Here is a 23,319-nt window from a genome sequence, read left to right as displayed (position 1 = left end):
CGGGAATACGATCACGAGAAGGAGGTCGACGATATGGGCATCATTCGCCCGCTGAACGAGCATCTGGCGAATCAGATCGCGGCCGGAGAGGTCGTGGAAAGACCGGCCTCCGTCCTGAAGGAGCTGATCGAGAACGCGGTCGACGCCGGCGCGAGCCGCATCGACGTCTCGGCGGAAGAAGGCGGCCTCCAGCTGCTGAGAGTCGCGGACAACGGAAGCGGCATTCAGCCCGACGACATGCTTGTCGCCTTTCAGCGGCACGCCACCAGCAAAATTTCCACCGACAGAGACTTGTTTCAGATCGCGACGCTCGGCTTTCGCGGAGAGGCGCTGCCGAGCATCGCGGCGGTGGCCAAGGTGAAATGCGTCAGCGCGACGGACGACAGCGGCCTGGGAAGCCTGCTCGAGATCGAGGCCGGAGCCGTCGTCGCCAATCGCGAGACGAACGCCCCCAAGGGCACCGAGATGGTCGTCAAAGAAATTTTCTACAACACGCCCGCGCGTCTGAAATATATGAAGACGATCCAGACGGAGCTGGGCCACTTGTCCGATATCGTATACCGGCAGGCGCTGGCCAGGCCGGATATTGCGTTCACGTTCGCGCACAACGGCAACGTTCTGCTGCGCACGCCGGGAACAGGCGATCTTCGCCAGGTGGTGGCGGCGATCTACGGAACGGCTTCGGCGAAGGCGATGATCGAGGTTCGGGACGAGAGTCCGGATTACTCGCTCTCCGGCCTGACCGCTATGCCTACGGAGACGAGAGCCAACCGCAATGCGCTGACCGTGCTCGTGAACGGGCGCTACGTCCGCAGTCAGGCGGTCCTGCAGCCGCTGCTGCAGGCGTATCATACGCTGCTTCCGCTCCATCGCTATCCGTTGGCCGTGCTCGACTTGCGAATGCATCCGACGCTCGTGGACGTTAACGTCCACCCCGCCAAGCTGGAGGTGCGCTTCAGCAAGGAGGCCGAGCTGCGCGCCTTCGTGGAGAGCGCGATCAAGAAGGCGCTGAGCGGGCAAACTTACATCCCTTCGGGCGCGGCTGCCCGAACGCCGAAGACGAACGTCTGGGTGCAGGAGCAGATCCGCTTTCAGCTGCCGCCGGCCAAGGAGGATAAACTCGAGGTCGAACCGACGGCGGCCCCTCTGCCGGAGCCGCCGCCGGAGGCGGGCCGCTTCGCAGCCACGCAGCGGGGGGAGGGCGATCGCTCCCAACCCGCTGTGAAGGAGGCGGCGGCCGCTTACGATTGGCAGCCGGCCGCAGCGGACCGCGGCGTCCGGACGCCGGAGCGTTCGGCCAGGAGCGCGGCGGATCCGCTTTTCCCGGCAGCCGAGCCCGCCGAGCCGATTCCTTCCGAGGTGTGGAAGAGCGCGTTCGCCGCGCCGAGCGTCCCTCCGGGCGTTCCCGCGTTCCCGGAGCTCGTCTGGATCGGGCAGCTGCACGGCACCTATATCGTCGCCCAGAACCCGGGCGGGCTGTATCTGATCGACCAGCATGCCGCCCATGAGCGCATCCATTACGAATATTATTACGACAAGTTCGGCCGACCGGAGGAGGCGAGCCAGGAGCTGCTTCTTCCGGTTACGCTGGAGTTCGCGCCGGACGAATGCGCCGTTCTGCGGGGCAGACTCGCCGCATTCGAGAGCGCGGGCGTATATATGGAGGACTTCGGGGGCAATACCTTTATCATACGGGCTGTGCCGCACTGGTTTCCTTCAGGCGACGAGGCGGCGGTCGTCCGCGAGATGGCGGAGTGGATCATTCAGGAGAAAAGCGTCGATCTCCGGGTGCTGAGGGAGAAGGCGGCGATCATGTGCTCCTGCAAGGCTTCGATCAAAGCGAACCAGGCGCTGACGCGCGAATCCGGGGAGAAGCTGCTGGAGCGTCTGGCCGCCTGCAAGCAGCCGTATACGTGTCCGCACGGCAGGCCGATCGTCGTCAGCTTCAGCACGTACGAGCTCGAAAAAATGTTTAAGCGGGTGACGTCTTGATCGTAACGACATCGCAGCGTCCTTCCGGCCGGACGATCGAGCGGGCGCTTCGGCTCGCCGAGGAGCTCGGCGCCGTCTACGTCCCGAGAGGAACCCGAACGATTCGCGCGCTGCAGGCCGCCGCCGGCGCGACCGAAACGCTTGTCGTCGGCCCCCAGGACACGAAGCTGACCGCGGCGGATGGGCCGGCGTTTTATTTTCATCCAAGCATGGCGCTTGTCCGGATCAAGAGTCTGATTGCGGGAGGAACCGATTCGCTGCTCTCGGTGTCCGGCGTCAGGGCGGGCGATACGGTGATCGACTGCACGGCCGGGCTAGGCTCGGATTCGCTTGTGCTCAGCTATGCCGCAGGCGAATCCGGAAAAGTCACGGCGCTGGAGGCGGTGCACAAGGTGCATCTCGTCGTGCGGGAGGGGCTGCGGACTTACGAATCCGGAATTCCCGAGGCCGACCGGGCGATGCGGGCGATCGAGGCGATTCATGCCCGCTACGAGGACTGGCTGCCTCGCATGGAGGACGACAGTGCCGACGTCGTATATTTCGACCCGATGTTCGAGAAGCCGGTGACCGCCTCCAGCGCGATCGGCCCGCTGCGCGGCTTGGCCGTTCACCGTCCGCTCACGCGGGAAGCCGTCCGGGAAGCGGCGCGGGTCGCCCGCAGAAGAGTCGTCCTTAAAGACCATCGCGACAGCGGAAGGTTCGAGCAGCTCGGCTTCCGGGTGGCCAAATCGTCTTCGACCGCCGTCGCTTACGGAGTGATCGATATTGACTAACGCAGAGGAAGACAAGCGGCCTCCGCTGCTCGTGCTCGTCGGCCCGACGGCCGTCGGCAAAACGGCGCTCAGCCTGAAGCTGGCCAAGGCGCTGAACGCCGAAATCGTCAGCGGAGACTCGATGCAGGTGTACCGCGGGATGAACATCGGCACAGCCAAACTGATGCCCGAGGAGATGGAGGGCGTGCCGCACCATCTGATCGACATCCGCGAGCCGGACTATCCGTTCTCCGTATCGGAGTTCCAAAGTCTGTGCACCGAAGCCGTTCGGGAGATCCACTGCCGCGGCCGGCTGCCTTTTATCGTGGGGGGGACGGGATTATATGTGGAATCCGTCTGTTACGGCTTCCGCTTCCAGGACATCGGAGCGGACGAAGCCTTCCGGGCGGAGATGAGGGCGTACGCCGCCGAGAAGGGCGCGCAGGCGCTGCACGACAAGCTGGCGAAGGTCGATCCGGCGACGGCGGCCAAGCTCCATCCGAACGACGAGGGGCGAATCGTCCGGGCGCTCGAAGTGTTCCGGTTAACCGGAAAGCCGCTCTCCGAAGCGCAGAGCCAGTCCCGGGGCGACGAGAAGCGCTCGCCCTACAAGCTGTGCCTGATCGGATTGACGATGGATCGGGAAGAGCTCTACCGCCGGATCGAGCGGCGGGTCGACCTTATGCTTGAAGCCGGCCTGGTCGAGGAGGTGCGCGGGCTGCTGGAGCGAGGCGTTCCGAGAAGCGCCGTCTCGATGCGCGGACTCGGCTACAAGGAGATCGCCGCTTACTTGGCCGGGGAGACCTCCTACGAGGAAGCGGTCGCGATTCTGAAGCGCGACACGAGACATTTTGCCAAGCGGCAGCTGAGCTGGTTTCGTCACATGCAGGGACTCGAATGGGTGGATGCGGGCGGCGATGCAAAAAACAGCGCACTTTTCGAACGGATCTGTGCTATAATAGCAGGAAAGTTTCAGATTGATATTGAATATATTTGTTCATAAATATTTGTGGCGATGGGGGTTTGCGGCCAATGAACAAGTCCATTAACATCCAGGATACCTTTCTTAATCAACTTCGCAAAGACAGCATTCCGGTCACTGTTTATTTGACCAACGGGTTTCAAATTCGCGGCATCGTTCGCGCGTTTGACAACTTCACCATCGTAATCGACAGCGAGGGACGCCAGCAGATGGTCTATAAGCATGCGATCAGCACGTTTATGCCGCAGCGCAACGTCTCTCTGATGCAGCAGGACAGCGGAGCGGACAGTTAATCCGCCGTCCTCGCGGCGAGGGCCGAGTGAAACTTTTCCCCAGCCATTAGCGTCTAAAAGAATAGGCCGGCACTTGGGCAACCCGCGAACCGGGTTGTTCTTTCTTTATTAGGCTGGGCAGATTAGAGACGATATAGGTTGAACCGGGACTGTATGACAAAAACAGAGAGAGAAACGGATAGAGGGGGAGACAAAATGAGCCATTCGACAGTTTCAAGCCGAGCTGGCAGCATGGAGAGAAGCGGCAGGAACGGCGGAAAAGGCAAAGGAAACGGGAATGGGAAGAGCAAGCGTCCCCGCAAGGGCAAGAAAAAGCTCTTTCTCGTGTGGCTGTTCTTCGTCGCGCTGGTCGCGCTCGTATGCGCGGTCGTCGGTTATTTGCTCGTCATCCTGAACGGGGAACGCATTCTTAACGCCAATATCAACAAACTGAATCTGGATAAAGCTTCGATCGTCGTGGACAGAAACGGGAACGAAGTCGCCAAGCTGTACAACCACGAGGGCAATCGGGAGTTCGCCCCGATCTCGGAAATTCCCAAGCTGGTGCAGGACGCGTTCATCGCGACGGAGGATAAGCGGTACTACGAGCATAACGGCGTCGACCTGCTGGGCATCGGGCGCGCGCTCGTCAAGGACATTATCGCCAGAAGCGCGGTCGAGGGCGCGAGCACGATAACGCAGCAGCTGGCCAAAAATCTGTTCCTGAACGCGGACAAGACGCTTTTCCGCAAGGGCACGGAGGCGTCCATCGCCCTGGCGCTGGAGCAGAAGATGACGAAGCCGGAGATTTTGGAGCTGTATTTGAACCGGATCTACTTCGGCAAAGGCCAATACGGCATCAAGACGGCAGCGAAATACTACTTCGACGTGGAGAATCTGGACGATCTGGAGCTGTGGCAGGTGGCGACCTTGGCTGCCATGCCGAAGGCGCCCAACACCTACAATCCGATCCGCAATCCGGAGAAGTCGATGGAGCGCCGCGCAGTCGTACTGAAGCTGATGTACGATCAAGGGCTCATCAGCGAGCAGGAGAAGGAGGCTGCGGGCAAAGTCGTCTACAAGCCTTCCAAGGCGAGCCAAGTGGACGAGAAGTATTTGGCCTTCCTCGATTACGTGCTGGATGAAGCTCAGGAGAAAACGAACCTGACCGAGGAGGAGCTGCGCAGCGCGGGCTACAAAATTACGACGACGCTCGACACGAGGGCGCAATCGATCGCCGAGAAGGAGTTCGCCAACGACGAGCGGTTCGAGAAAAGCGTGGACGAACAGAAGGTCCAGGGCGCGATGGTCATTATGAATCAGCACGACGGATCGCTCGTCGCGATGATCGGCGGCAGAGATTACCAGGCTCAAGGCTGGAACCGCGCCGTGAAGCAAAGACAGCCGGGCTCCTCCTTCAAGCCGATTATCGATTACGGTCCGGCGCTCGATTCCGGCAACTTCTATCCGTGGTCGATCGTTCAGGACGTCAAGCAGTGCTACGGCGATTACTGCCCTTCGAACTCCAATCGCAACGCTTATTTGGGTCCGATTCCGATGAGTCAGGCGATCAAGGAGTCGCGCAACGTCTCGGCCGTCTGGCTGTTGAACGAGATCGGCATCGGCAAAGGGCTGGAGTTCGCGAAAAAGCTCGGCATCGAGCTTGGCAGCGAGGATCGCAATTTGTCCATCGCCTTGGGCGGGCTGACGAACGGCGTGACGCCGCTCCAGATGGCCCGGGCGTACACGGCGTTCGCCAACGGCGGCAAGCTGTACGAGCCGCATAGCGTCATGAAGATCGAGGACGTGAACGGCAAGACGATCTATGAATTCAATGCGAAGCCCGATCAGGTCATGAAAGAGAGCACTTCCCATTATATGACGGAGATGCTCGCAGGCGTCGTCCAGAAGGGCGGAACGGGCACGAGGGCGGCGATCAGCGGGCGGACCGTCGTCGGCAAGACGGGAACGACGCAAGCCGGAATTCCGAACCTGAAGACGAGCAAAAACCGCGACGTCTGGTTCGTCGGATATACGCCCGAGCTGACGGCGGCCGTCTGGTTCGGCTACGACAAGACCGATAAGGACCATCTGCTCGACGGAAGCAGCGGCCAAGCTGCGGCGATGTTCTCCGCCGTCATGTCGCAAGTGCTGGAAAAATACGAGAAAAAGAGCTTTCCAGTGCCGACAGGCGTGCAGGAGGAGGAAGAGGAGGAGCTGTTGGATCCCGTCAGCGGGCTGATCGTCGGCTATTCTCCGGAGTCGGTCAGCGTCGAGCTGATGTGGTCTGCGGTGCAGGGCGAAGGCGTCAGCTACCGGATCTACCGCAAGGAGGCTTCGGAAGCGGAGTTCAGGCTGCTGGCCGATGTTGCCGACGGCACGGCATACGACGACCTGGCCATTCTGCCGGATATGACGTACACCTATTACGTAACGGCATACCAAGCGTCGAAGTCGTTGGAGAGCCCGCCCTCCGAGCAGATGACGATTACGGTGACTTCGGGGATGGAGACTCCGCCGCCTCCGGAGGAGGGGGACGGGGAGACCGTTCCTCCGGTGGAGACTGGAGAGCCGCTCGAGCCGCTCGAGCCGCTCGAGCCGCCGATCGAGGTTCCCGGCGAGACGCCTACTCCTCCTCTCCAGACGGACGAGAACCCGCCGACGACGCCGGTCGAAAGCCCCGGCCAGGATCTTCCGCCGGACGGAGCGATCTCGGACGATGGGATCGTTCCGCTGACGGGCTTAACCCCCTGAATACAAGCATAAGAAGAGGGCGATGCCGGCCGAGAAAGCCGGACATCGTCCTCTTCGCGCGCGGGGCCGTCCGCCCGAAGGGGGCAAACTGGTTCGCGAAGACAACTTGTGGTAAGCTTTGCTTATATGGAGTTGCCATGCGGCAAAGCGGTTTGAGGACGCCTAACGGCACTGTGCGACGCGAATGAGCTTACAAACGTTAAGCGGACGGAAAGGAAAGTCGTGAATGAAACGTAAATTTTCGGATCGTGCCAATTGGCGGCGGATTTTAAAGAGAAGCTACGCATGCGTGCCGATGGACGACCCCCAATTCAGAGGGTTTGTCACGATGTATCAGATTCACGAGCTTCGCGACCCGCTGTGGAAGGAATACAACGGGAGGAAAATGTGCCTGGCGGACCGAGGGTATTTGTGGATGCAGCATTTCCCGAAGGGAGAGCATTTCGTCGTTACGACGATGTTTGACGACAGAGGGCAAGTCGTTCAATGGTATATCGACATCTGCAAAATTCAAGGCTTGACGGACCAGCAGGTTCCGTGGTTCGACGATCTGTTTCTGGATATCGTCGTTCTCCCGACGGGGGAGAAGCTTCTGCTGGACGAGGACGAGCTGGAGGAGGCGCTCGAGGAAGGAGAGATTACGCCTCGAGACTCTGCGATGGCTCGGAAAACGGCCTCCCGATTGATGGAGCTGATTCGGCAAAACAAATTCCCGTATTTCGATTTGAGCCGGCAGCATCGACGGCTGCTTCTCCATAAGCTGGGCTGGGGCGAAGGCGCGGAATGACGGGACAGCAGCGGCGAAAGGAGTCGGGACGGCATGGAGCCTGTCGTAAAACCGGCCGGGCGCGGCAAGCGGATGAGAAGAGCGCTGGCGCTGGCGGCGATCGGCGCGGTCGCGCTGCTCGTCTGGTGCCTCTCGCTCTACGCGGCGATCGTTCGGTTCGAGGGCGTTCCCGGGGACGGCAAGCCGATTCCGTCGGACGTCGGCATCGTGCTCGGCGCCAGATTGTGGAACGACGCGCCAAGCCCCGGTCTGAAGGAGCGCCTTGATCTGGCGATCGAGCTATACCGCCAGGGGGCGTTCGAGCATTTTATCGTGACCGGAGGGCTGGACGACGGCGGCGCGACGTTGACCGAGGCGGAAGGCATGCGGAACTATCTTGTGGCCCAGGGAGTGCCTTCCTCGGCGATTCGGATGGACACGCTGTCCAGAAGCACGTATGAGAATCTGGTTTACGCCCGGGACATTATGGAAAGCCACGAGTGGCGGACGGCCGTCATCGTGACGCACCGTTATCACGGCTCCAGAGCGGCCGACATCGCCAGAACGATCGGACTGTCGCCCGTACAGGTGAGCGTGACGGATTCCCGCGTGCTGAACGTGACCTACCATCAGGCGCGCGAGGTATTGGCCTATACGAAGTGGCTCGGCATGAAGCTGTTCCTATGACTAGGGATCGGACGGACGGAATACATTGGTATTGCGGCTAATCGTCGACTCAAGTTCATGGGGTGAAGCTTGATGAACGCTAAAGCGGGCGCATCGGATGTCAAGACGGCTGTCGCCTCTTCCGCTCGTCCCTCCCGGCAGATCAACATCGTTCTGCGCAATGCGGACCAGGAAGCGACGAACGGCTATGCAAGCCCGGCCGATCCATCGGGCAGTCTAAGAACGCTGCCCCCATCCGGCCCTTGGTCGGACTGGCAGAAGGAATTGGATCGTCTGGTCGGGCTGGACAACATTAAAGAGCTTGTCTACGAAATCTACGCGCTGCTTCAAATTATGAACTACCGCAGCGAGGCAAGCTTGCAGGCTCAGGCGCACGTCTATCACATGATCTTCAAAGGCAATCCGGGCACGGGAAAGACGACGGTCGCCCGCCTGCTGGCAAAGCTGTTCCAGAGCATGGGACTGCTGTCGAAGGGCCATCTCGTGGAGGTGGAGCGGGCCGATCTGGTCGGCGAATATATCGGGCATACGGCTCAGAAAACCCGGGATCTGGTCAAAAAGGCGCTGGGCGGCGTTCTGTTCGTGGACGAAGCGTACAGTCTCGCGCGCGGCGGGGAGAAAGACTTCGGCAAAGAGGCGATCGATACGCTGGTAAAGGCGATGGAGGATTACAAAAACCAGTTCGTGCTCATACTTGCCGGCTATACGCTGGAGATCGAAGCTTTCCTGATGACGAATCCGGGGCTTCCGTCCCGGTTCCCGATTCAGATGACGTTCCCGGATTATTCGGTCGACCAGTTGATCCAGATCGCTGAAGGCATGGCGAAGGACAGAGATTATACGCTGCTGCCGCAAACCGTCTACAAGCTCAGACAGCTGCTCGTGCAGGAGAAGGCGGAGGCGGTCTGCGATTTCAGCAATGCCAGATTTGTCCGGAACGTTCTCGAGCGGGCCATCCGCTATCAGGCGGTTCGATTGCTGTCGCAGCACCCGGCCGCGTCGCCGGGCCGCCAGGAGCTGATGGCGCTGCGGCCGGAGGATGTCCGGGGCTTGCAATCCTAAGCGGAATGAGGGAAAAGGATGAGACAAAGCGCATACGATACGGAAACGGCAAGCCAGGAGAGAGCTTTGCTCGTCAGCTTGGTGACGGACGAGGTCAGACGATCCGGAGCGGATCCCGAGCAATCGCTCGCGGAGCTGGCTTCCTTGGCCGAGACGGCGGGCGTCGCGGTCGTCGGCTCCGTCATGCAAAATTTGGACGCGCCGGACAACAGGTATTTCGTCGGCAAAGGGAAGGCGCAGGAGATTCGGGATATCGCGCTGCGGGACGGGGCTACGACGGCGATCTTCGATCAGGAGCTGACAGGCGCCCAGGTCCGCAATCTGGAGGAGACGCTCGATCTGAAGATTATCGACCGGACGCAGCTGATTCTCGATATTTTCGCCGGGCGGGCCAAGACGAGGGAAGGGATTCTGCAGGTCGAGCTCGCCCAGCTCACCTATTTGCTTCCGCGCTTGTCGGGACACGGCAAAAACCTGTCCCGGCTGGGCGGCGGAATCGGCACTCGCGGTCCCGGAGAAACGAAGCTGGAGATGGACCGTCGCCATATTCGGAGGCGGATCACCGAGCTGAAGCGTCAGCTTGAAGCGGTGACCGCTCACCGCAATCTGCACCGCGAGCGCAGGCGCAAGGTCGGCGCGGTGCAGGTCGCCCTTGTCGGCTATACGAACGCCGGCAAGTCGAGCCTGCTGCGTCAGTTGACCGACGCCGACGTCCTGGCGGAGAACAAGCTGTTCGCCACGCTCGATCCGACTTCGCGCAGCTTGGAGCTGCCTAGCGGCAAGCAGGTCGTGCTGACCGACACGGTCGGCTTCATTCAGAATCTTCCGCACGATCTGGTCGCGGCGTTCCGGGCGACGCTGGAGGAAGCCGCCCAGGCGGACTTGCTGCTGCACGTCGTCGATTCGTCGTCCCCGATGAGGGAACGGCAGATGGCCGTCGTCGAAGACGTGCTTCGGGAGCTCGGCGCGAGCGGAAAACCGACGCTGACCGTATTCAACAAGATCGACCTGCTGACCGAGCTGTCGGACCGGGCGCTGGTCGGAGGGGCGGACGCGATCCGCGTCAGCTCCTTCGATCCGGAGGATATGGCTCGCCTGCGAGCGGCGATCGAGGATCGGATTCTCGGAGAGATCGCGACGTTCCGGATTCCCGCGTCGAGAGGGGATCTGGCGTCCTTGGCTTATCGAGTCGGGGAAGTGACCGCCCGGGAAGCGGACGAGGATTATTTGCTGCTGTCGGTTCGGCTGAATGCCGCGGACATGGAGAGAGCCGGCGGCGAATTGGGAGATTACCGCATTTCGGATACGCAATAAGAACTGGGGAAGGAACGTAGAGATCATCATGCAGGCATCGGACTTCTCGGATTTCGAGCAACAATGGGAGCAATGGGAGGAAGCGGCCGAGGAACGGATCCATTCCGTCTTTCGCCGGCTGGATCGAATCGCGGAGAACAATCAGTGGAAGGTCATTCGGGCGTTCCAGAAGCACAGGGTGAGCGATTATCACTTCGCCGCGTCCACCGGCTACGGGTACAACGACAGCGGCAGGGAAACGCTGGACCTCGTCTACGCCGACGTCTTCGGAGCGGAGGCCGCTATCGTCAGGCCGCATTTCGCATCGGGAACGCATACGATATCGGCGGCTCTGTTCGGCTGTCTGCGGCCGGGAGACGAACTGCTGTTCGTTACCGGACGGCCGTACGACACGCTGCACAAAGTGATCGGCAAGCCCGGAGACGGACTGGGTTCGCTGGCCGACTGGGGCGTGACGACGAAGATCGTGCCGCTGCTGCCGGATGGCGGCGTGGATTGGGAGGGCGTCGCGGATGCGACGAGCGAGCAGACGAAGGTGTTCGCCATTCAGCGCTCGCGCGGCTACGATTGGAGGCCTTCGTTTACGATCGGACAGATCGCAGAGATGGCGTCGCGGCTTAAGCAATTGAAGCCGGATGCGATCGTGTTCGCGGACAACTGCTACGGCGAGTTTACCGAAGAGAAGGAGCCGACCGACGTCGGCGTCGATCTGATCGCCGGCTCCCTGATCAAAAACCCGGGAGGCGGATTGGCCGCAAGCGGCGGCTATATCGCCGGAAGGAAGCGTCTCGTGGAGCTGGCCGCCTACCGAATGACCGCCCCGGGCATCGGAGGGGAAGTCGGAGCGATGCTCGGAACGACGAGATCGATTTACCAGGGGCTGTTTCTCGCGCCGCTGCTCGTCGGACAAGCCGTAAAGGGCAGCGTGTTCGCCGCGGCGGTGTTCGAGAAGCTGGCGTTCGACACTCATCCGCGCTGGAACGATCCGCGGACCGATCTGATTCAGGCTATTCGCTTCGCGCAGGAAGAGCCGCTGATCCATTTCGTACAGGCAATCCAGAAAGCGGCGGCCGTGGACGCCCATGTCGTGCCGGAGCCCTGGGCGATGCCCGGCTACGAGCATCCGGTGATCATGGCGGCCGGAACGTTCGTCCAGGGCGGCAGTCTGGAGCTGTCGGCCGACGCGCCGGTCAGGGAGCCGTACATCGCCTATATGCAGGGCGGATTGACCTACGCTCATGTGAAGTTTGCCGTCAAGCTCGCCTTGAAGGAGCTGTGGGCCCGCGGATTTTTGTCGTGAATCACTTCCAAAAACCTTACATTCCTTGACATGTTTTAGGGAGGCAGGTACAATGAAAGTGATTTCAATAACAACACGTCAAGTTGGAAGGTTGGTATGAGATGGGCGACGAGATTCGCAGGAATATGGCGTTATTTCCGATAGGCATCGTAATGAAGCTGACCGACCTGACCGCCCGCCAAATTCGCTATTATGAGCAGCACGAACTGATTCAGCCCGCGCGCACGGACGGCAATCAGCGCTTGTTTTCTTTTAACGACGTCGAGCGTCTGATGGAAATCAAGGCTTTGATTGAGAAAGGCGTCAACATCGCGGGGATCAAGCAGGTCATGAATCCGGTCGGGCAGGACGAGAACGAAGGAACGATTATTAACGAAGTGTCCGAAGTGAAGCGGAGGGAGCTGAGCGATTCCCAGCTGCACCGAATGCTGAAGCAGCAGCTGATGCAGGGCAAACGTCCGGGCCAGGTGTCTTTGATTCAAGGGGAGCTTTCCCGATTTTTCAAGAACAAATAATTCATTCTCATGCTTTAGGAGGCTGTCATGACCTACACACGCGAAGATATTACCCGGATCGCCAAGGAACAGAACGTTCGGTTTATTCGGCTGCAGTTTACGGATTTGCTCGGTTCGATCAAAAACGTGGAAATTCCGGTCAGCCAGTTGGAAAAAGCGCTTGACAACAAAATGATGTTCGACGGTTCATCCATCGAGGGGTATGTTCGCATCGAGGAGTCGGACATGTACCTGTACCCCGATCTGAGCACTTGGGTCGTCTTCCCGTGGGTGACCGAGAACAAGGTTGCCCGTCTGATCTGCGATGTGTACATGCCGGACGGAACTCCGTTCGCGGGCGATCCGCGCGGCATTCTGAAGCGTGCGCTGGAAGAGGCCGAACGGATGGGCTATACGACGATGAACGTCGGACCGGAGCCGGAGTTTTTCCTGTTCCAGACCGACGACAAGGGCAATCCGACGACGGAGCTGAACGACCAGGGCGGCTATTTCGATCTCGCGCCGACCGATCTAGGCGAGAACTGCCGTCGCGATATCGTGCTCACGCTGGAAGAGATGGGCTTCGAGATCGAAGCTTCCCACCACGAGGTCGCTCCGGGCCAGCATGAGATCGACTTTAAGTACGCGTCGGCGGTGAAAGCGGCCGACCAGATCCAGACGTTTAAGCTCGTCGTCAAGACGATCGCCCGCCAGCACGGCTTGCATGCGACGTTCATGCCGAAGCCGCTGTTCGGCATGAACGGCTCCGGCATGCACTGCCATCTGTCGCTGTTCAGAGGCGGCGAGAACGCCTTTTACGACCCGAGCGACAAGCTGGGACTGAGCAGCGAAGCCCGTCATTTTATGGCCGGCATCCTGAAGCATGCGCGGGGGATCGCGGCGATTACGAATCCGACGATCAACTCGTACAAGCGTCTCGTCCCGGGTTATGAAGCGCCGTGCTATGTGGCCTGGTCCGCCAGCAACCGCAGCCCGATGATCCGCATTCCGGCCTCCCGCGGTCTCAGCACCCGCGTGGAAGTCCGCAACCCGGACCCGGCCGCCAATCCGTATTTGACGTTGGCCGTCATGCTGAAGGCGGGATTGGACGGCATTAGCAGCAAGCTGCCTACCCCGGCTCCGGTGGACCGGAACATCTACGTGATGAGCGAGGAGGAGCGGATCGACGAAGGCATTCCAAGCCTGCCGGTCGACCTGAAGGAAGCGTTGGCGGAACTGCTGCGGGACGACGTTATCTGCGACGCTCTCGGCGACCATGCGCTCACTCATTTCTACGAGCTGAAGGAAATCGAGTGGGACATGTACCGGACGCAAGTCCACCAGTGGGAGCGCGATCAGTATTTGACGCATTATTAAGTCTCCATAACAGCTAGCCTCTGAAGACGGGGGCGAGAGCAAGGGAAATCGGGCGGATGCCGTTCCCTTCTTCTCGCCCCCGTTATTTTGCGTCTCATGCGGGATCGATCGGCCCGTCCTCGTCCGGCGCAAGTGCGGCGGCCCTCGTCCCCGCCCCGAATCGCCGTTCTCCCGGGCAACTGATATGATGAACGAAAGGAGATCATGACCGTGCGAGCGCCGCTACTTCGATCTTCTTCCGATTTCGCGAATAAATTTGCCGTTGTCGTCATAGACCATAACGCTTAATCCTTTAATGGCTCTTTTGGTCTCGAAAAGCAGCTTAAAGGCCTCATCTCTCGATAGCGGTACGTTGACGCGTTTCCCGTTATATGCGAGATAATATTTCAGTTCTCAACCTCCAGGAAAACGAGAGCCCGGCGAGTCGTCCGACCCCCGCTGGTGTCATGAAATGCGCGCTAGTTCGGCTTGGGAACCAGATCGCGGCCCCGGGATACGGATTTCGACCTGCTTCCCCTCCCAGACCTATCATTCGACGTTTTTCATCTTTTTCCTTCCTTGGAAGCCAATGTGCAAATTTGCGAGCCGAAGGGACACGGCGAGCTGGAGAAGTTTGGGGAGCAGGGGGATGGCGTCGAGAATTCTCGCGGAAAAAACGCGGCAGGCAAATCAGAACAAGGCAGCCCCGGCAGTGAGATCTGCCGGGGCTGCCTTGTTCGGGCTTGCCGAGCGAATTAGTGGAAGGAGCGGATCAGTCCGATGACCTTGCCCAGAATGCTGACGTTGTGGAGCCGGATCGGCTCCATGCTGGCATTCTCGGGCTGCAGGCGAATGTGATCGCGTTCCTTGTAGAAGGTTTTGACCGTTGCCTCGTGCTCGTCGGTCATCGCCACGACGATGTCGCCGTTGACGGCGGTCGGCTGCTGGCGGACGATCACATAGTCGCCGTCGTGAATGCCGGCTTCGATCATGCTCTCTCCGCTAACGGAAAGCATAAATACCGGCTGATCTCCGACCATGGATACGGGCAGCGGATAATACTCCTCGATGTTCTCGGTTGCGGTAATCGGCACGCCTGCGGTCACTTTGCCGACAAGGGGGACCGGGCGCACCGAAGCCGATAGCTGCTGAACCGGATCGTCGTCGTCGAGAATCTCGATGGCGCGGGGCTTGGTCGGATCCCGGCGGATCAGGCCCTTCTTCTCCAGGCGATCGAGGTGGCCGTGCACGGTCGAACTGGAGGCGAGCCCCACGGCCTCTCCGATCTCGCGAACGGAAGGAGGATAGCCCTTATCGCGGACTTCGTTCTTAATGAATTCAAGTATGGAATTCTGACGGCTGGACATTTTCGTCACGCCAAACCCTCCCTATAAAAAAGCTCATGATGACAAATTATAACACAGAACCCGAGTTCGCACAAACATTCGTTCTAGAGAACGAATGTTCCGAAAATTCGTTGACATGAACATGTGTTCGTGTTACGATAACACCAGAACAAACGTTTGGGGTGGGTTATCATGGTCCATGCATGGATTCCGGCTGATACGACTTCCGCTGCAAGACGGCACGAACGCGACGCGACGCGGGGAATTCCCGCTTGTCCGGCGAAGCCTGATCATAGATCGATGAATTGGAAAGCGGCCAGAGCGCTGTTTGTGCTGACGGCTTTCCTAATTCTGTTCAGCGGACTTACGCTGATGCGCACGTTCGCTTCTTCGGGAGAACGGGCCCCCGCTTCCGGCGAGGAGATCGTCGTCACGGTGGAAAGCGGAGATACGCTGTGGGAGCTGGCGAGAGCGTACAAGGATCCGGCCCTCGACACGCGCCAAGCCGTTCATGTTCTGATGGAGAGGAACGGACTCTCGGGTCCCGACTTGCGGAGCGGACAGGACCTTATTTTCCCCGCTGACCTATTACCTTGAGTGACGATGCAGGCTGTGGCCAGGACCGGCGTTCCGGTCCTTTTTTGCGTTTTTGTCCTCTTTTTATTGCTTCGGATCGGCGCGTCCGGATTCTTCCGCCAATAGAGAAAGAGAGCTCGAAAAACCGCTGTCGAGCGTTCTTGACAAGCCGTCCGCGAAAATGGCAAAGTAGAGAAGATGCGAAAAGGGGAGTGAGACACCGATGGAGATGGATCAGTTGATTAACCGGATTAACGAATTGTCCCGAAAAAGCAAAAACGAGGGCTTGAGCGAGCAAGAGGTTGCGGAGCGCGACCGCCTTCGCAAACAATATTTATCGATCTTCAAAAACAACTTCCGTCAAGAGCTGGATCGGATCGAGATCGTCGACGAACCCCCGATCAAGCACTAAAGATAAACAGGCGATGCGACGAGGAGGAAGCGTATGTCCCGGTCTTGGGAACGAATGGTGACGAAAAATACGAAACAAATCAACAAAAGGCGCAAAAAGGAAGGTAAAAAAAGCATTGCGCCGAACGAGCCGCAGATCGACCGGTTTAGAGGACGGAATTATGTCGTGCCGTCTCTTCTTATTTTATTGATCTTGTTCTACGTGCTGCTGTCGCAGCCTTGGTCGGATCGTTTTCTTCAGGATCCGACGCTATTCTGGGTGACGATCGGCTGCTACGTTCTGCTCGCGCTGTTCTACTATATGAGGCGCCCCTATCTGGCCGTCAGCCGAGATACGCTGGAGACGCGCAAGTTTACGGGCTACAAGACGCTGCGGCCATCGCAGATCCGTAAAATCGTCGTCCAGCCCGGCTATGTTCTAATCGAATCGGTGAAGGGAACGAACTGGGTGTTCTCCAAGTTTATGAACCGATATCCGATCGAGAAGATGGCCGAGAGGCTTAAGGAGTATGCAGAGGTCAACCGCGTCGAGTTCGAGGCCAAAACGAAGTGAGGAGCGGAGACATGTCAATTAAAGCGGTGCTGTTTGATTTAGACGATACGCTGCTGTGGGACGATCGAAGCGTAAACGAGGCTTTCCAAGCCACTTGCCGCTATGCGGCGGAAGCGACCGGAGTCGACGAACGCGAGCTCGAGGCGGCCGTGCGCCGCGAAGCGAGAGCGCTGTACGCCGCCTACGATACGTTCGGCTTTACGCAGATGATCGGCATTAACCCGTTCGAGGCGCTGTGGGGCAAGTTCGAGCGCGGCGAGCATCCGATGTTCCGCAAGCTTCAGGAGCTCGCCCCCGGCTACCGGGAGAGCGCCTGGAGGAAGGGACTGGCCGCTGCAGGCGTTGACAACCCGGGTTTGGGGGCGCAGCTGGCGGAGATGTTCCCGGCGCAGAGGAGAAAGCTGAAATACGTTTACGACGAGACGTTCGACGTGCTGAACGAGCTGAAGAAGTCGTACAAGCTGCTGCTGCTCACGAACGGCTCGCCCGACCTGCAGCAGGAGAAGCTGGACGGCATGCCCGAGCTGATTCCGTACTTCGATTCGATCGTCATCTCCGGCAACTTCGGAGAAGGAAAGCCCTCCTCCAGACTGTTCGCCCACGCGATGGATCAGATCGGCATTACGGCGGAGGAAGGCGTCATGATCGGAGACAAGCTGACGACCGACATTCTGGGCGCGAATCGGATCGGCATGACGTCGGTGTGGATCAACCGGCACGGGGCGGTTCGAGACGACGAGATCGTTCCGTCTTACGAGATTAAGAGCTTGACCGAGCTTCCCGACCTTATTCGTACGCTAAATACGCGCCGCAATTAAGATGAGCGCAGCCATGGCGAAGGGCTATCCCCGATCCTCGCGAGAGGAAGACGGAAGATAGCCCTTCGCCATGCCGATTGCTTATTTCACGAAAGCGGGATCCTCGTAAGGTTCGGCGACCCAGCCTGCCGGTTCGATGAACAGGCGAACGGCTACGATCGCTTTATTCTCCATCAGCGTGAAGAAGTGAGGTTGTCCCTCCGGTACGGAGATGACGTCGCCGGCGCTCAGCTCGACGTCGAAGTAGCCGGTCTCGTCGTCGCCTTTAATAATGAAGATGCCGCGACCGGCGGTGATGGCGCGAACCTCGTCCTCGGTATGCGTGTGAACTTGCTCGAACTTCTTGAGCAGCTCCGGCAAGTTCGGCGTCGCTTCGGAGAGGGCCACGATGTCCCAAACCTTGTAGCCGCGCCGGCCGGCCAAGTCGCGAATCTCCGAATCGTAAGTGGACAGAAGCCGGGCTTTCTCGTCGTCGGACAGGACGAATTTCTCGTGCAGCTCGGCCGGAAGCTTGCTCATGTCCCAGTGCTCGTACAGCACGTTCTGCTTCGTCAGGAACGAGCGAACCTCTTCCTCGCCGGAAATTCTTTCGTTGGTGTTGCGGATGCGAATTTCTGCCATGGTAAATCCCTCTTTTCCCAATATGAATTTATGACATTATTATAGTCCAATTCCGTCTACCTGTCGATGTGTATCTTTTCGTCCCATCCGGATTCTGTTACTATAGAGTTTAATGATTTGACAGACAGGGGAAGAGACTTAACTATGACTTTAACGCAAAGCAAACCGTCTCTGCAAGAGGCTCTGGCATCCAGAATTTTAATTCTGGACGGAGCAATGGGCACGATGATTCAACAAGCGGATCTGACGGCCGACGATTTCGGAGGCGAGGCGTACGAGGGCTGCAACGAACTGCTCGTTCTGACGCGGCCGGACGTCATTCGTTCCATTCACGAAGCGTATCTGGCCGCCGGTGCGGATATTATCGAGACGAACACGTTCGGCTCGACGGCCGTCGTCCTGTCCGAGTACGATATTCCCGACAAGGCGCGAGAGATCAATCTGGCAGCCGCCCGGCTCGCGAAGGAAGCATGCGATAAGTACTCGACTCCGGATAAGCCGCGTTACGCCGCAGGCGCTCTCGGCCCGACGACCAAAACGCTGTCCGTTACCGGGGGCGTGACGTTCGACCAGCTCGTCCAGGACTATCTGGATCAGGTCGTCGCCCTGATGGAGGGCGGGGTCGACTGCATTCTGATCGAGACGTGTCAGGACACCTTAAACGTGAAAGCGGCGAGCATCGGCGTTCGCGAAGCGTTCCATAGAATGGGCAGGGAGCTGCCGATTATGATCAGCGGGACGATCGAGCCGATGGGGACGACGCTCGCCGGTCAGAGCATCGAGTCGTTCTATATTTCGCTGGAGCATCTGAAGCCGGTTTCCATGGGGCTCAACTGCGCGACCGGACCGGAATTTATGCGGGATCACATCCGGACGCTCTCCTCCATCGCGAAGACGGCCGTCAGCTGCTATCCGAACGCCGGCTTGCCCGACGAGAACGGACGCTACCACGAGTCGCCGGACTCGCTGGCCAAGAAGCTGCGAGCGTTCGCCGAGCAGGGCTGGCTGAACATCGCCGGGGGATGCTGCGGAACGACTCCCGCGCACATCGCGGCGATCGCCGATGCGATGAAGGACGTGTCCCCTCGCAGCGTAGAAGGGGAGCACCCGCCGGCGGTGTCCGGCATCGATACGGTGTACATCGAGAACGACGGCCGGCCTTACATGGTCGGCGAGCGGACGAACGTTCTCGGCTCCCGCAAGTTCAAGCGGCTGATCGCCGAAGGGAAATACGAGGAAGCGTCGGAGATCGCCAGAGCGCAAGTGAAGACGGGCGCTCATGTCATCGACATCTGCGTGCAGGACCCGGACCGCGACGAGGCGGCCGATATGAAACGGTTTCTGGACTTCGTCACCAAAAAGGTCAAAGTGCCGTTCATGGTCGATACGACCGACGCCGCCGTCATCGACCTGGCGCTTAAGTACATTCAGGGCAAATCGATTATTAACTCCATTAACTTGGAGGACGGCGAAGAGAAGTTCGAGAAGGTCGTGCCGATTCTTCACCGGTACGGAGCGGCCGTCGTCGTCGGCACGATCGACGAGAGAGGCCAGGCGATCTCGCGCGAAGACAAGCGCGAGGTGGCGATTCGCTCGCACGACCTGCTCGTTCACAAGTACGGACTGAAGGCGGAGGACCTTATTTTCGATCCGCTCGTCTTCCCGGTCGGCACCGGCGACGAGCAGTATATCGGCTCTGCGAAGGAGACGATCGAGGGCATTCGTCTGATCAAGGAAGCGCTGCCTGCATGCCAGACCATTCTCGGCATCAGCAACATCTCCTTCGGCTTGCCGGAGGCGGGGCGGGAGGTGCTCAATTCCGTCTTCCTGTACGAGTGCACGAAGGCGGGGCTGGACTACGCGATCGTGAATACGGAGAAGCTTGAGCGTTACGCCTCGATTCCGGAGCACGAGCGCAGGCTGGCGGAAGAGCTGCTGTACAACACGAACGACGACACGCTCGCTGCGTTCGTCGCCGCTTTCCGCGACAAGAAGGTCGAGAAGAAAACGAAGGTTGAGAATCTGACGCTGGAGGAGCGGCTTGCCAACTATGTGGTGGAGGGCAGCAAGGACGGCCTCTCGGCGGATTTGGACGAGGCGCTTAAGAAATACGCGCCGCTGGACATCATCAACGGCCCGCTCATGGACGGGATGACCGAAGTCGGCCGGCTGTTCAACAACAACGAGCTGATCGTGGCGGAGGTGCTGCAGAGCGCGGAGGTGATGAAGGCGTCCGTGGCGCAGCTTGAGCCGCATATGGAGAAGGCCGATTCCGCCGTCAAGGGGAAAATTCTGCTCGCCACCGTCAAGGGCGACGTGCACGACATCGGGAAGAACCTCGTCGAGATCATCTTATCCAACAACGGCTACCGGATCGTCAATCTCGGCATTAAAGTGCCGCCGGATCAGATCATCGAAGCCGTCCGCAAGGAAAATCCCGACGCGATCGGCCTGTCCGGACTGCTCGTGAAATCCGCGCAGCAGATGGTCATCACGGCGCAGGATTTGCGCAGCGCCGGCATCGACGCTCCGATTCTCGTCGGAGGCGCCGCCCTGACCCGAAAGTTCACGAAAAACCGGATCGCTCCCGAATACGAAGGGGTCGTGCTCTACGCCAAGGACGCCATGGAAGGGCTCGATCTGGCCAACAAGCTGAGCGATCCCGGACAGCGGGCGCGCATCATCGAGGAGCATTGGGCCGCGCAGGCGAAGCTTGCGGAGGAGGCCGACAAGCCGGCCAAAGCGCTGCCGGAAGCGTCCCGGGCGAGACGCTCCAGCATCTCCCAGGACGCTCCGGTGTTCACGCCGCCCGATTACGAGCGTCACGTGCTGCGCGACTATCCGATCTCGCACATTCTGCCCTACGTGAACATGCAGATGCTGCTCGGCCATCATCTCGGTCTGAAGGGCAACGTAGACGAGCTGCTGGCCGCCGGAGACGAGAGAACGGTCAGCCTGAAGCAAACGGTGGACGACATTCTGAGCCAGTCGCAGACGAATGGCTGGCTGAAGCCGCAGGCGATGTACCGATTCTTCCCCGCGCAGTCGGACGGCAACGACATCCTGATCTACGATCCCGCGGACACGAGCCGGGTGCTGAAGCGGTTCTCCTTTCCCCGCCAACAGGTGGAGCCGTTCCTGTGCTTGGCCGATTTTCTCAAGTCCGTGGACAGCGGGACGATGGACACCGTCGGCTTTCTCGTCGTCACGGCGGGTGAAGGCGCCCGCGAGCAAGCCGAGGCCTGGAAGGAGAACGGCGACTATTTGCGCTCCCACGCGCTGCTCGCCACCGCTCTGGAAGTTGCGGAAGGGCTGGCCGAACGGGTTCACCACATGATGAGAGACATCTGGGGCTTCCCCGATCCGGCCGATATGACGATGAAGAAGCGCTTCGGCGCGCGCTATCAGGGCATTCGCGTATCGTTCGGCTATCCGGCCTGCCCCGATCTGGAGGATCAGGGTCCGTTGTTCGAGCTGATGAAGCCGGAGGATATCGGCGTTCATCTCACCGATGGGTTCATGATGGACCCCGAGGCCAGCGTGTCGGCGATGGTGTTCGCTCACCCGGAAGCGCAATATTTCAACGTCGAGAAGGCTTGACCGAACGACCGAACGACCGAACGAACAAGCCGAACGACTGAACGATAGAACCCCGATACGGTTTTGCCGCTGCCGGCTCGTATCGGGGTTCTTCGTCCTGCATTATTCCGCGTATTCCTGTTCGTCCTTAATTTCGCTGCGCAGGCTGTCAAGCGCCTCGCGGCGATTTTCGTTTTTCTGTCTGAGCGTCTCGGACTCCTCCGGAGACAGCTCGACGGCATGCTCGTCCAGGTAATGCTCCGATTCCTCCAAATTCCGAACGGTGTTCTGTACTGCCTCTTTCAGTTTCTCCGCGTTATCCGAGCGGTCGTCGGGCTTGGCCATGTCATCTTCGCTCCCTTATCGATACGATGCGGGCGTGACGCCCGTCGAATAGTATGGTTGACCGGCAGAAGCGTTATTCGCAGCCGTCTGAAAATAATACGTTCCTTACGCCGCGCTGACCTCTCGTTAACATAGCTGCTGTACGCTGGAGCCGTAGTTCAGTAAAGCATTCGAGAGGAGACGTTCGTCTTGGATACGGGCTCGCATCTTTTATTCGGGGTTACGCTGGCAGGCACTTCGCTGTTCTGGCCTTCCGTCGCCGCGGACGCGCAACTGGCGGCTGCGGTGCTGACCGCCTCGGTGGCGGGCTCGCTGGCCCCCGATTTCGACGCGGTCGTGCGGCTCAAAGGCAAGGACGCTTATTTGAAGCATCATCGCGGAATTAGCCATGCCCTGCCGGTATGGCCGGTCTGGGCCGGGATGGTCGCAGCGCTGTCTTCGTGGCTATGGGGAGCGGGCGAGCATGCGCTTCTGCTGCTCGGGTTCGCCCTGGCGGCCGTCGCGCTTCATGTGCTGTTCGATTGGACGAACGCGTACGGAGTTCAATTTCTGCTGCCTTTTCGCCGGGAATGGCTTCATCTGGACGCGGTATGTCTCACCGATCCGTTCCTCCTCGCCGTCCACGCCGCTGCCGTCGCAACCGCGCTGTTCGGCGGAGCCTTCCCGGCTCCGTGGGCGTTCGCGGGCGCCTGGGCGGTTACGGCGGCTTATGTCGCATGGCGAATCGTCCATCATGCGATCGTCGTCCGGAGAGTGAGAAGAAGGTATCGCCGGGCGCTGGCCGTCCACGTGCTGCCCGGGCTGTGGTGGTTCCGCTGGCAGTTTCTCGTTCAGACCGGCGAGGGCTACGAGATGGGCAGCATCGACGGGAGGCGGTGGCTGCCCTGCAAGCATCTGCCGCCCGGCGCTTCCCACGAGTGCATCGAAGCGAGCCAGCGCTCTTCCTCGGTCCAGACGCTTAGAGGGTTTGCCAAGCGCGCTTATGCGAGCTGGAGGGAAGCGGAGAACGGGGACTACCTCGTCACCTGGACCGATCTGCGCTTCTGGCGGCCGAAGGATTGGCCTTATCGCGCCGAGGTCCGGCTGGACCGGCAGCTGAACGTCGTCGCCGAAGAGATCGGCTGGCATAAGAAAGCCTGGGAAGCTCCATACGTATAGCGGCTTTCCGGCACACCGCACCGCAAGCTCCCCGCACGCAGCCTGAAGGCTCGTCGGGGAGCTTGCGCGCTTGCGGGGCGGGAAATGATACTTTCCCGGGAAAGCGCAGGAGCCGACACGAAATGTCGCAACAAGCCTGATCGTTGCGAATCGGGAGACCTCGTTCGGGCCCAGGGCCCGA

21 protein-coding genes are annotated in these 23,319 nt (G+C 59.8%); 18 read left to right on the top strand and 3 right to left on the bottom strand.

The window, feature by feature from the left end:
- Window positions 1–33: 33 nt before the first annotated feature.
- The 12 genes from mutL to glnA all read left to right on the top strand — a co-directional run bounded on the left by mutL (window position 34) and on the right by glnA (window position 13,752).
- Window positions 34–1,992 (top strand): DNA mismatch repair endonuclease MutL, encoded by a 1,959-nt coding sequence (mutL, locus tag ACFO3S_RS06915; RefSeq protein ID WP_378093714.1) that lies wholly within the window; start codon window positions 34–36, stop codon window positions 1,990–1,992.
- On the top strand, window positions 1,989–2,765 hold the full coding sequence (locus tag ACFO3S_RS06910; protein ID WP_378093712.1) for a class I SAM-dependent methyltransferase: 777 nt from the start codon (window positions 1,989–1,991) through the stop codon (window positions 2,763–2,765). Before mutL ends, ACFO3S_RS06910 begins: the two co-directional genes overlap by 4 nt.
- The gene (gene miaA, locus ACFO3S_RS06905) at window positions 2,758–3,747 is read left to right on the top strand and encodes a tRNA (adenosine(37)-N6)-dimethylallyltransferase MiaA (protein WP_378093710.1); all 990 of its coding nucleotides are present in this window, start codon (window positions 2,758–2,760) and stop codon (window positions 3,745–3,747) included. Before ACFO3S_RS06910 ends, miaA begins: the two co-directional genes overlap by 8 nt.
- A 29-nt stretch (window positions 3,748–3,776) precedes the next feature.
- Window positions 3,777–4,019, top strand: coding sequence for an RNA chaperone Hfq (hfq, locus tag ACFO3S_RS06900; protein ID WP_378093708.1), 243 nt, complete (start codon window positions 3,777–3,779; stop codon window positions 4,017–4,019).
- Between the two features lie 195 nt (window positions 4,020–4,214).
- Window positions 4,215–6,752, top strand: a complete 2,538-nt coding sequence (locus ACFO3S_RS06895) for a transglycosylase domain-containing protein (RefSeq protein ID WP_378093706.1) — start codon at window positions 4,215–4,217, stop codon at window positions 6,750–6,752.
- 226 nt (window positions 6,753–6,978) lie between these two features.
- Entirely contained in the window at window positions 6,979–7,539 is a 561-nt protein-coding gene (locus ACFO3S_RS06890) for a ribonuclease FAU-1 family protein (RefSeq protein WP_378093704.1), read from the top strand.
- Window positions 7,540–7,572: 33 nt separating this feature from the next.
- Window positions 7,573–8,205, top strand: coding sequence for a SanA/YdcF family protein (locus tag ACFO3S_RS06885; protein WP_378093702.1), 633 nt, complete (start codon window positions 7,573–7,575; stop codon window positions 8,203–8,205).
- A gap of 72 nt (window positions 8,206–8,277) precedes the next feature.
- Window positions 8,278–9,267, top strand: a complete 990-nt coding sequence (locus tag ACFO3S_RS06880; RefSeq protein WP_378093700.1) for an AAA family ATPase — start codon at window positions 8,278–8,280, stop codon at window positions 9,265–9,267.
- A gap of 18 nt (window positions 9,268–9,285) precedes the next feature.
- Window positions 9,286–10,581, top strand: coding sequence for a GTPase HflX (hflX, locus tag ACFO3S_RS06875; protein WP_378093698.1), 1,296 nt, complete (start codon window positions 9,286–9,288; stop codon window positions 10,579–10,581).
- A 28-nt stretch (window positions 10,582–10,609) separates the two neighbouring features.
- On the top strand, window positions 10,610–11,881 hold the full coding sequence (locus ACFO3S_RS06870) for a methionine gamma-lyase family protein (protein WP_378093696.1): 1,272 nt from the start codon (window positions 10,610–10,612) through the stop codon (window positions 11,879–11,881).
- Between the two features lie 101 nt (window positions 11,882–11,982).
- On the top strand, window positions 11,983–12,396 hold the full coding sequence (locus tag ACFO3S_RS06865; protein WP_378093694.1) for a MerR family transcriptional regulator: 414 nt from the start codon (window positions 11,983–11,985) through the stop codon (window positions 12,394–12,396).
- 27 nt (window positions 12,397–12,423) lie between these two features.
- Window positions 12,424–13,752 carry a type I glutamate--ammonia ligase gene (gene glnA, locus ACFO3S_RS06860; RefSeq protein ID WP_378093692.1) on the top strand — a complete coding sequence of 443 codons (1,329 nt, stop codon included), beginning with the start codon at window positions 12,424–12,426 and terminating at the stop codon, window positions 13,750–13,752.
- A 734-nt stretch (window positions 13,753–14,486) separates the two neighbouring features.
- Here the strand turns inward: glnA and lexA are convergent.
- Window positions 14,487–15,107, bottom strand: coding sequence for a transcriptional repressor LexA (gene lexA / locus ACFO3S_RS06855; RefSeq protein ID WP_378093690.1), 621 nt, complete (start codon window positions 15,105–15,107; stop codon window positions 14,487–14,489).
- A gap of 162 nt (window positions 15,108–15,269) precedes the next feature.
- Here lexA and ACFO3S_RS06850 point away from each other — a divergent pair, with 162 nt between their 5' ends.
- The 4 genes from ACFO3S_RS06850 (at window position 15,270) to ACFO3S_RS06835 (ending at window position 17,435) form a co-directional block, all read left to right on the top strand.
- The gene (locus ACFO3S_RS06850) at window positions 15,270–15,674 is read left to right on the top strand and encodes a LysM peptidoglycan-binding domain-containing protein (RefSeq protein ID WP_378093688.1); all 405 of its coding nucleotides are present in this window, start codon (window positions 15,270–15,272) and stop codon (window positions 15,672–15,674) included.
- Window positions 15,675–15,876: 202 nt separating this feature from the next.
- The gene (locus ACFO3S_RS06845) at window positions 15,877–16,065 is read left to right on the top strand and encodes a DUF896 domain-containing protein (RefSeq protein WP_378093686.1); all 189 of its coding nucleotides are present in this window, start codon (window positions 15,877–15,879) and stop codon (window positions 16,063–16,065) included.
- Window positions 16,066–16,098: 33 nt separating this feature from the next.
- A complete protein-coding gene (locus ACFO3S_RS06840) occupies window positions 16,099–16,617 on the top strand; it encodes a hypothetical protein (RefSeq protein WP_378093684.1) in 519 nt (172 codons plus the stop codon).
- Window positions 16,618–16,628: 11 nt separating this feature from the next.
- Window positions 16,629–17,435 carry an HAD family hydrolase gene (locus ACFO3S_RS06835; protein ID WP_378093682.1) on the top strand — a complete coding sequence of 269 codons (807 nt, stop codon included), beginning with the start codon at window positions 16,629–16,631 and terminating at the stop codon, window positions 17,433–17,435.
- 81 nt (window positions 17,436–17,516) lie between these two features.
- On the opposite strand, the gene ACFO3S_RS06830 is transcribed toward ACFO3S_RS06835, so the two are convergent.
- Window positions 17,517–18,056, bottom strand: a complete 540-nt coding sequence (locus ACFO3S_RS06830) for a 1,2-dihydroxy-3-keto-5-methylthiopentene dioxygenase (protein ID WP_378093680.1) — start codon at window positions 18,054–18,056, stop codon at window positions 17,517–17,519.
- A 144-nt stretch (window positions 18,057–18,200) separates the two neighbouring features.
- On the opposite strand from ACFO3S_RS06830, the gene metH reads away from it, so the two are divergent.
- Window positions 18,201–21,656 (top strand): methionine synthase, encoded by a 3,456-nt coding sequence (gene metH / locus ACFO3S_RS06825; RefSeq protein WP_378093678.1) that lies wholly within the window; start codon window positions 18,201–18,203, stop codon window positions 21,654–21,656.
- 102 nt (window positions 21,657–21,758) lie between these two features.
- On the opposite strand, the gene tlp is transcribed toward metH, so the two are convergent.
- Complete coding sequence (gene tlp / locus ACFO3S_RS06820) at window positions 21,759–21,980, bottom strand: small acid-soluble spore protein Tlp (RefSeq protein WP_378093676.1); 222 nt, start codon at window positions 21,978–21,980, stop codon at window positions 21,759–21,761.
- A gap of 189 nt (window positions 21,981–22,169) precedes the next feature.
- On the opposite strand from tlp, the gene ACFO3S_RS06815 reads away from it, so the two are divergent.
- A complete protein-coding gene (locus ACFO3S_RS06815; protein ID WP_378093674.1) occupies window positions 22,170–23,138 on the top strand; it encodes a metal-dependent hydrolase in 969 nt (322 codons plus the stop codon).
- Window positions 23,139–23,319: the final 181 nt, after the last annotated feature.

Origin of the sequence: Cohnella hongkongensis, from assembly GCF_042654645.1 — a bacterium.
Classification (GTDB): Bacteria; Bacillota; Bacilli; order Paenibacillales; family Paenibacillaceae; genus Cohnella; species Cohnella hongkongensis.
Note: the sequence above shows the minus strand (reverse complement) of the source record. Positions and strands in the feature narration are given on the sequence as shown.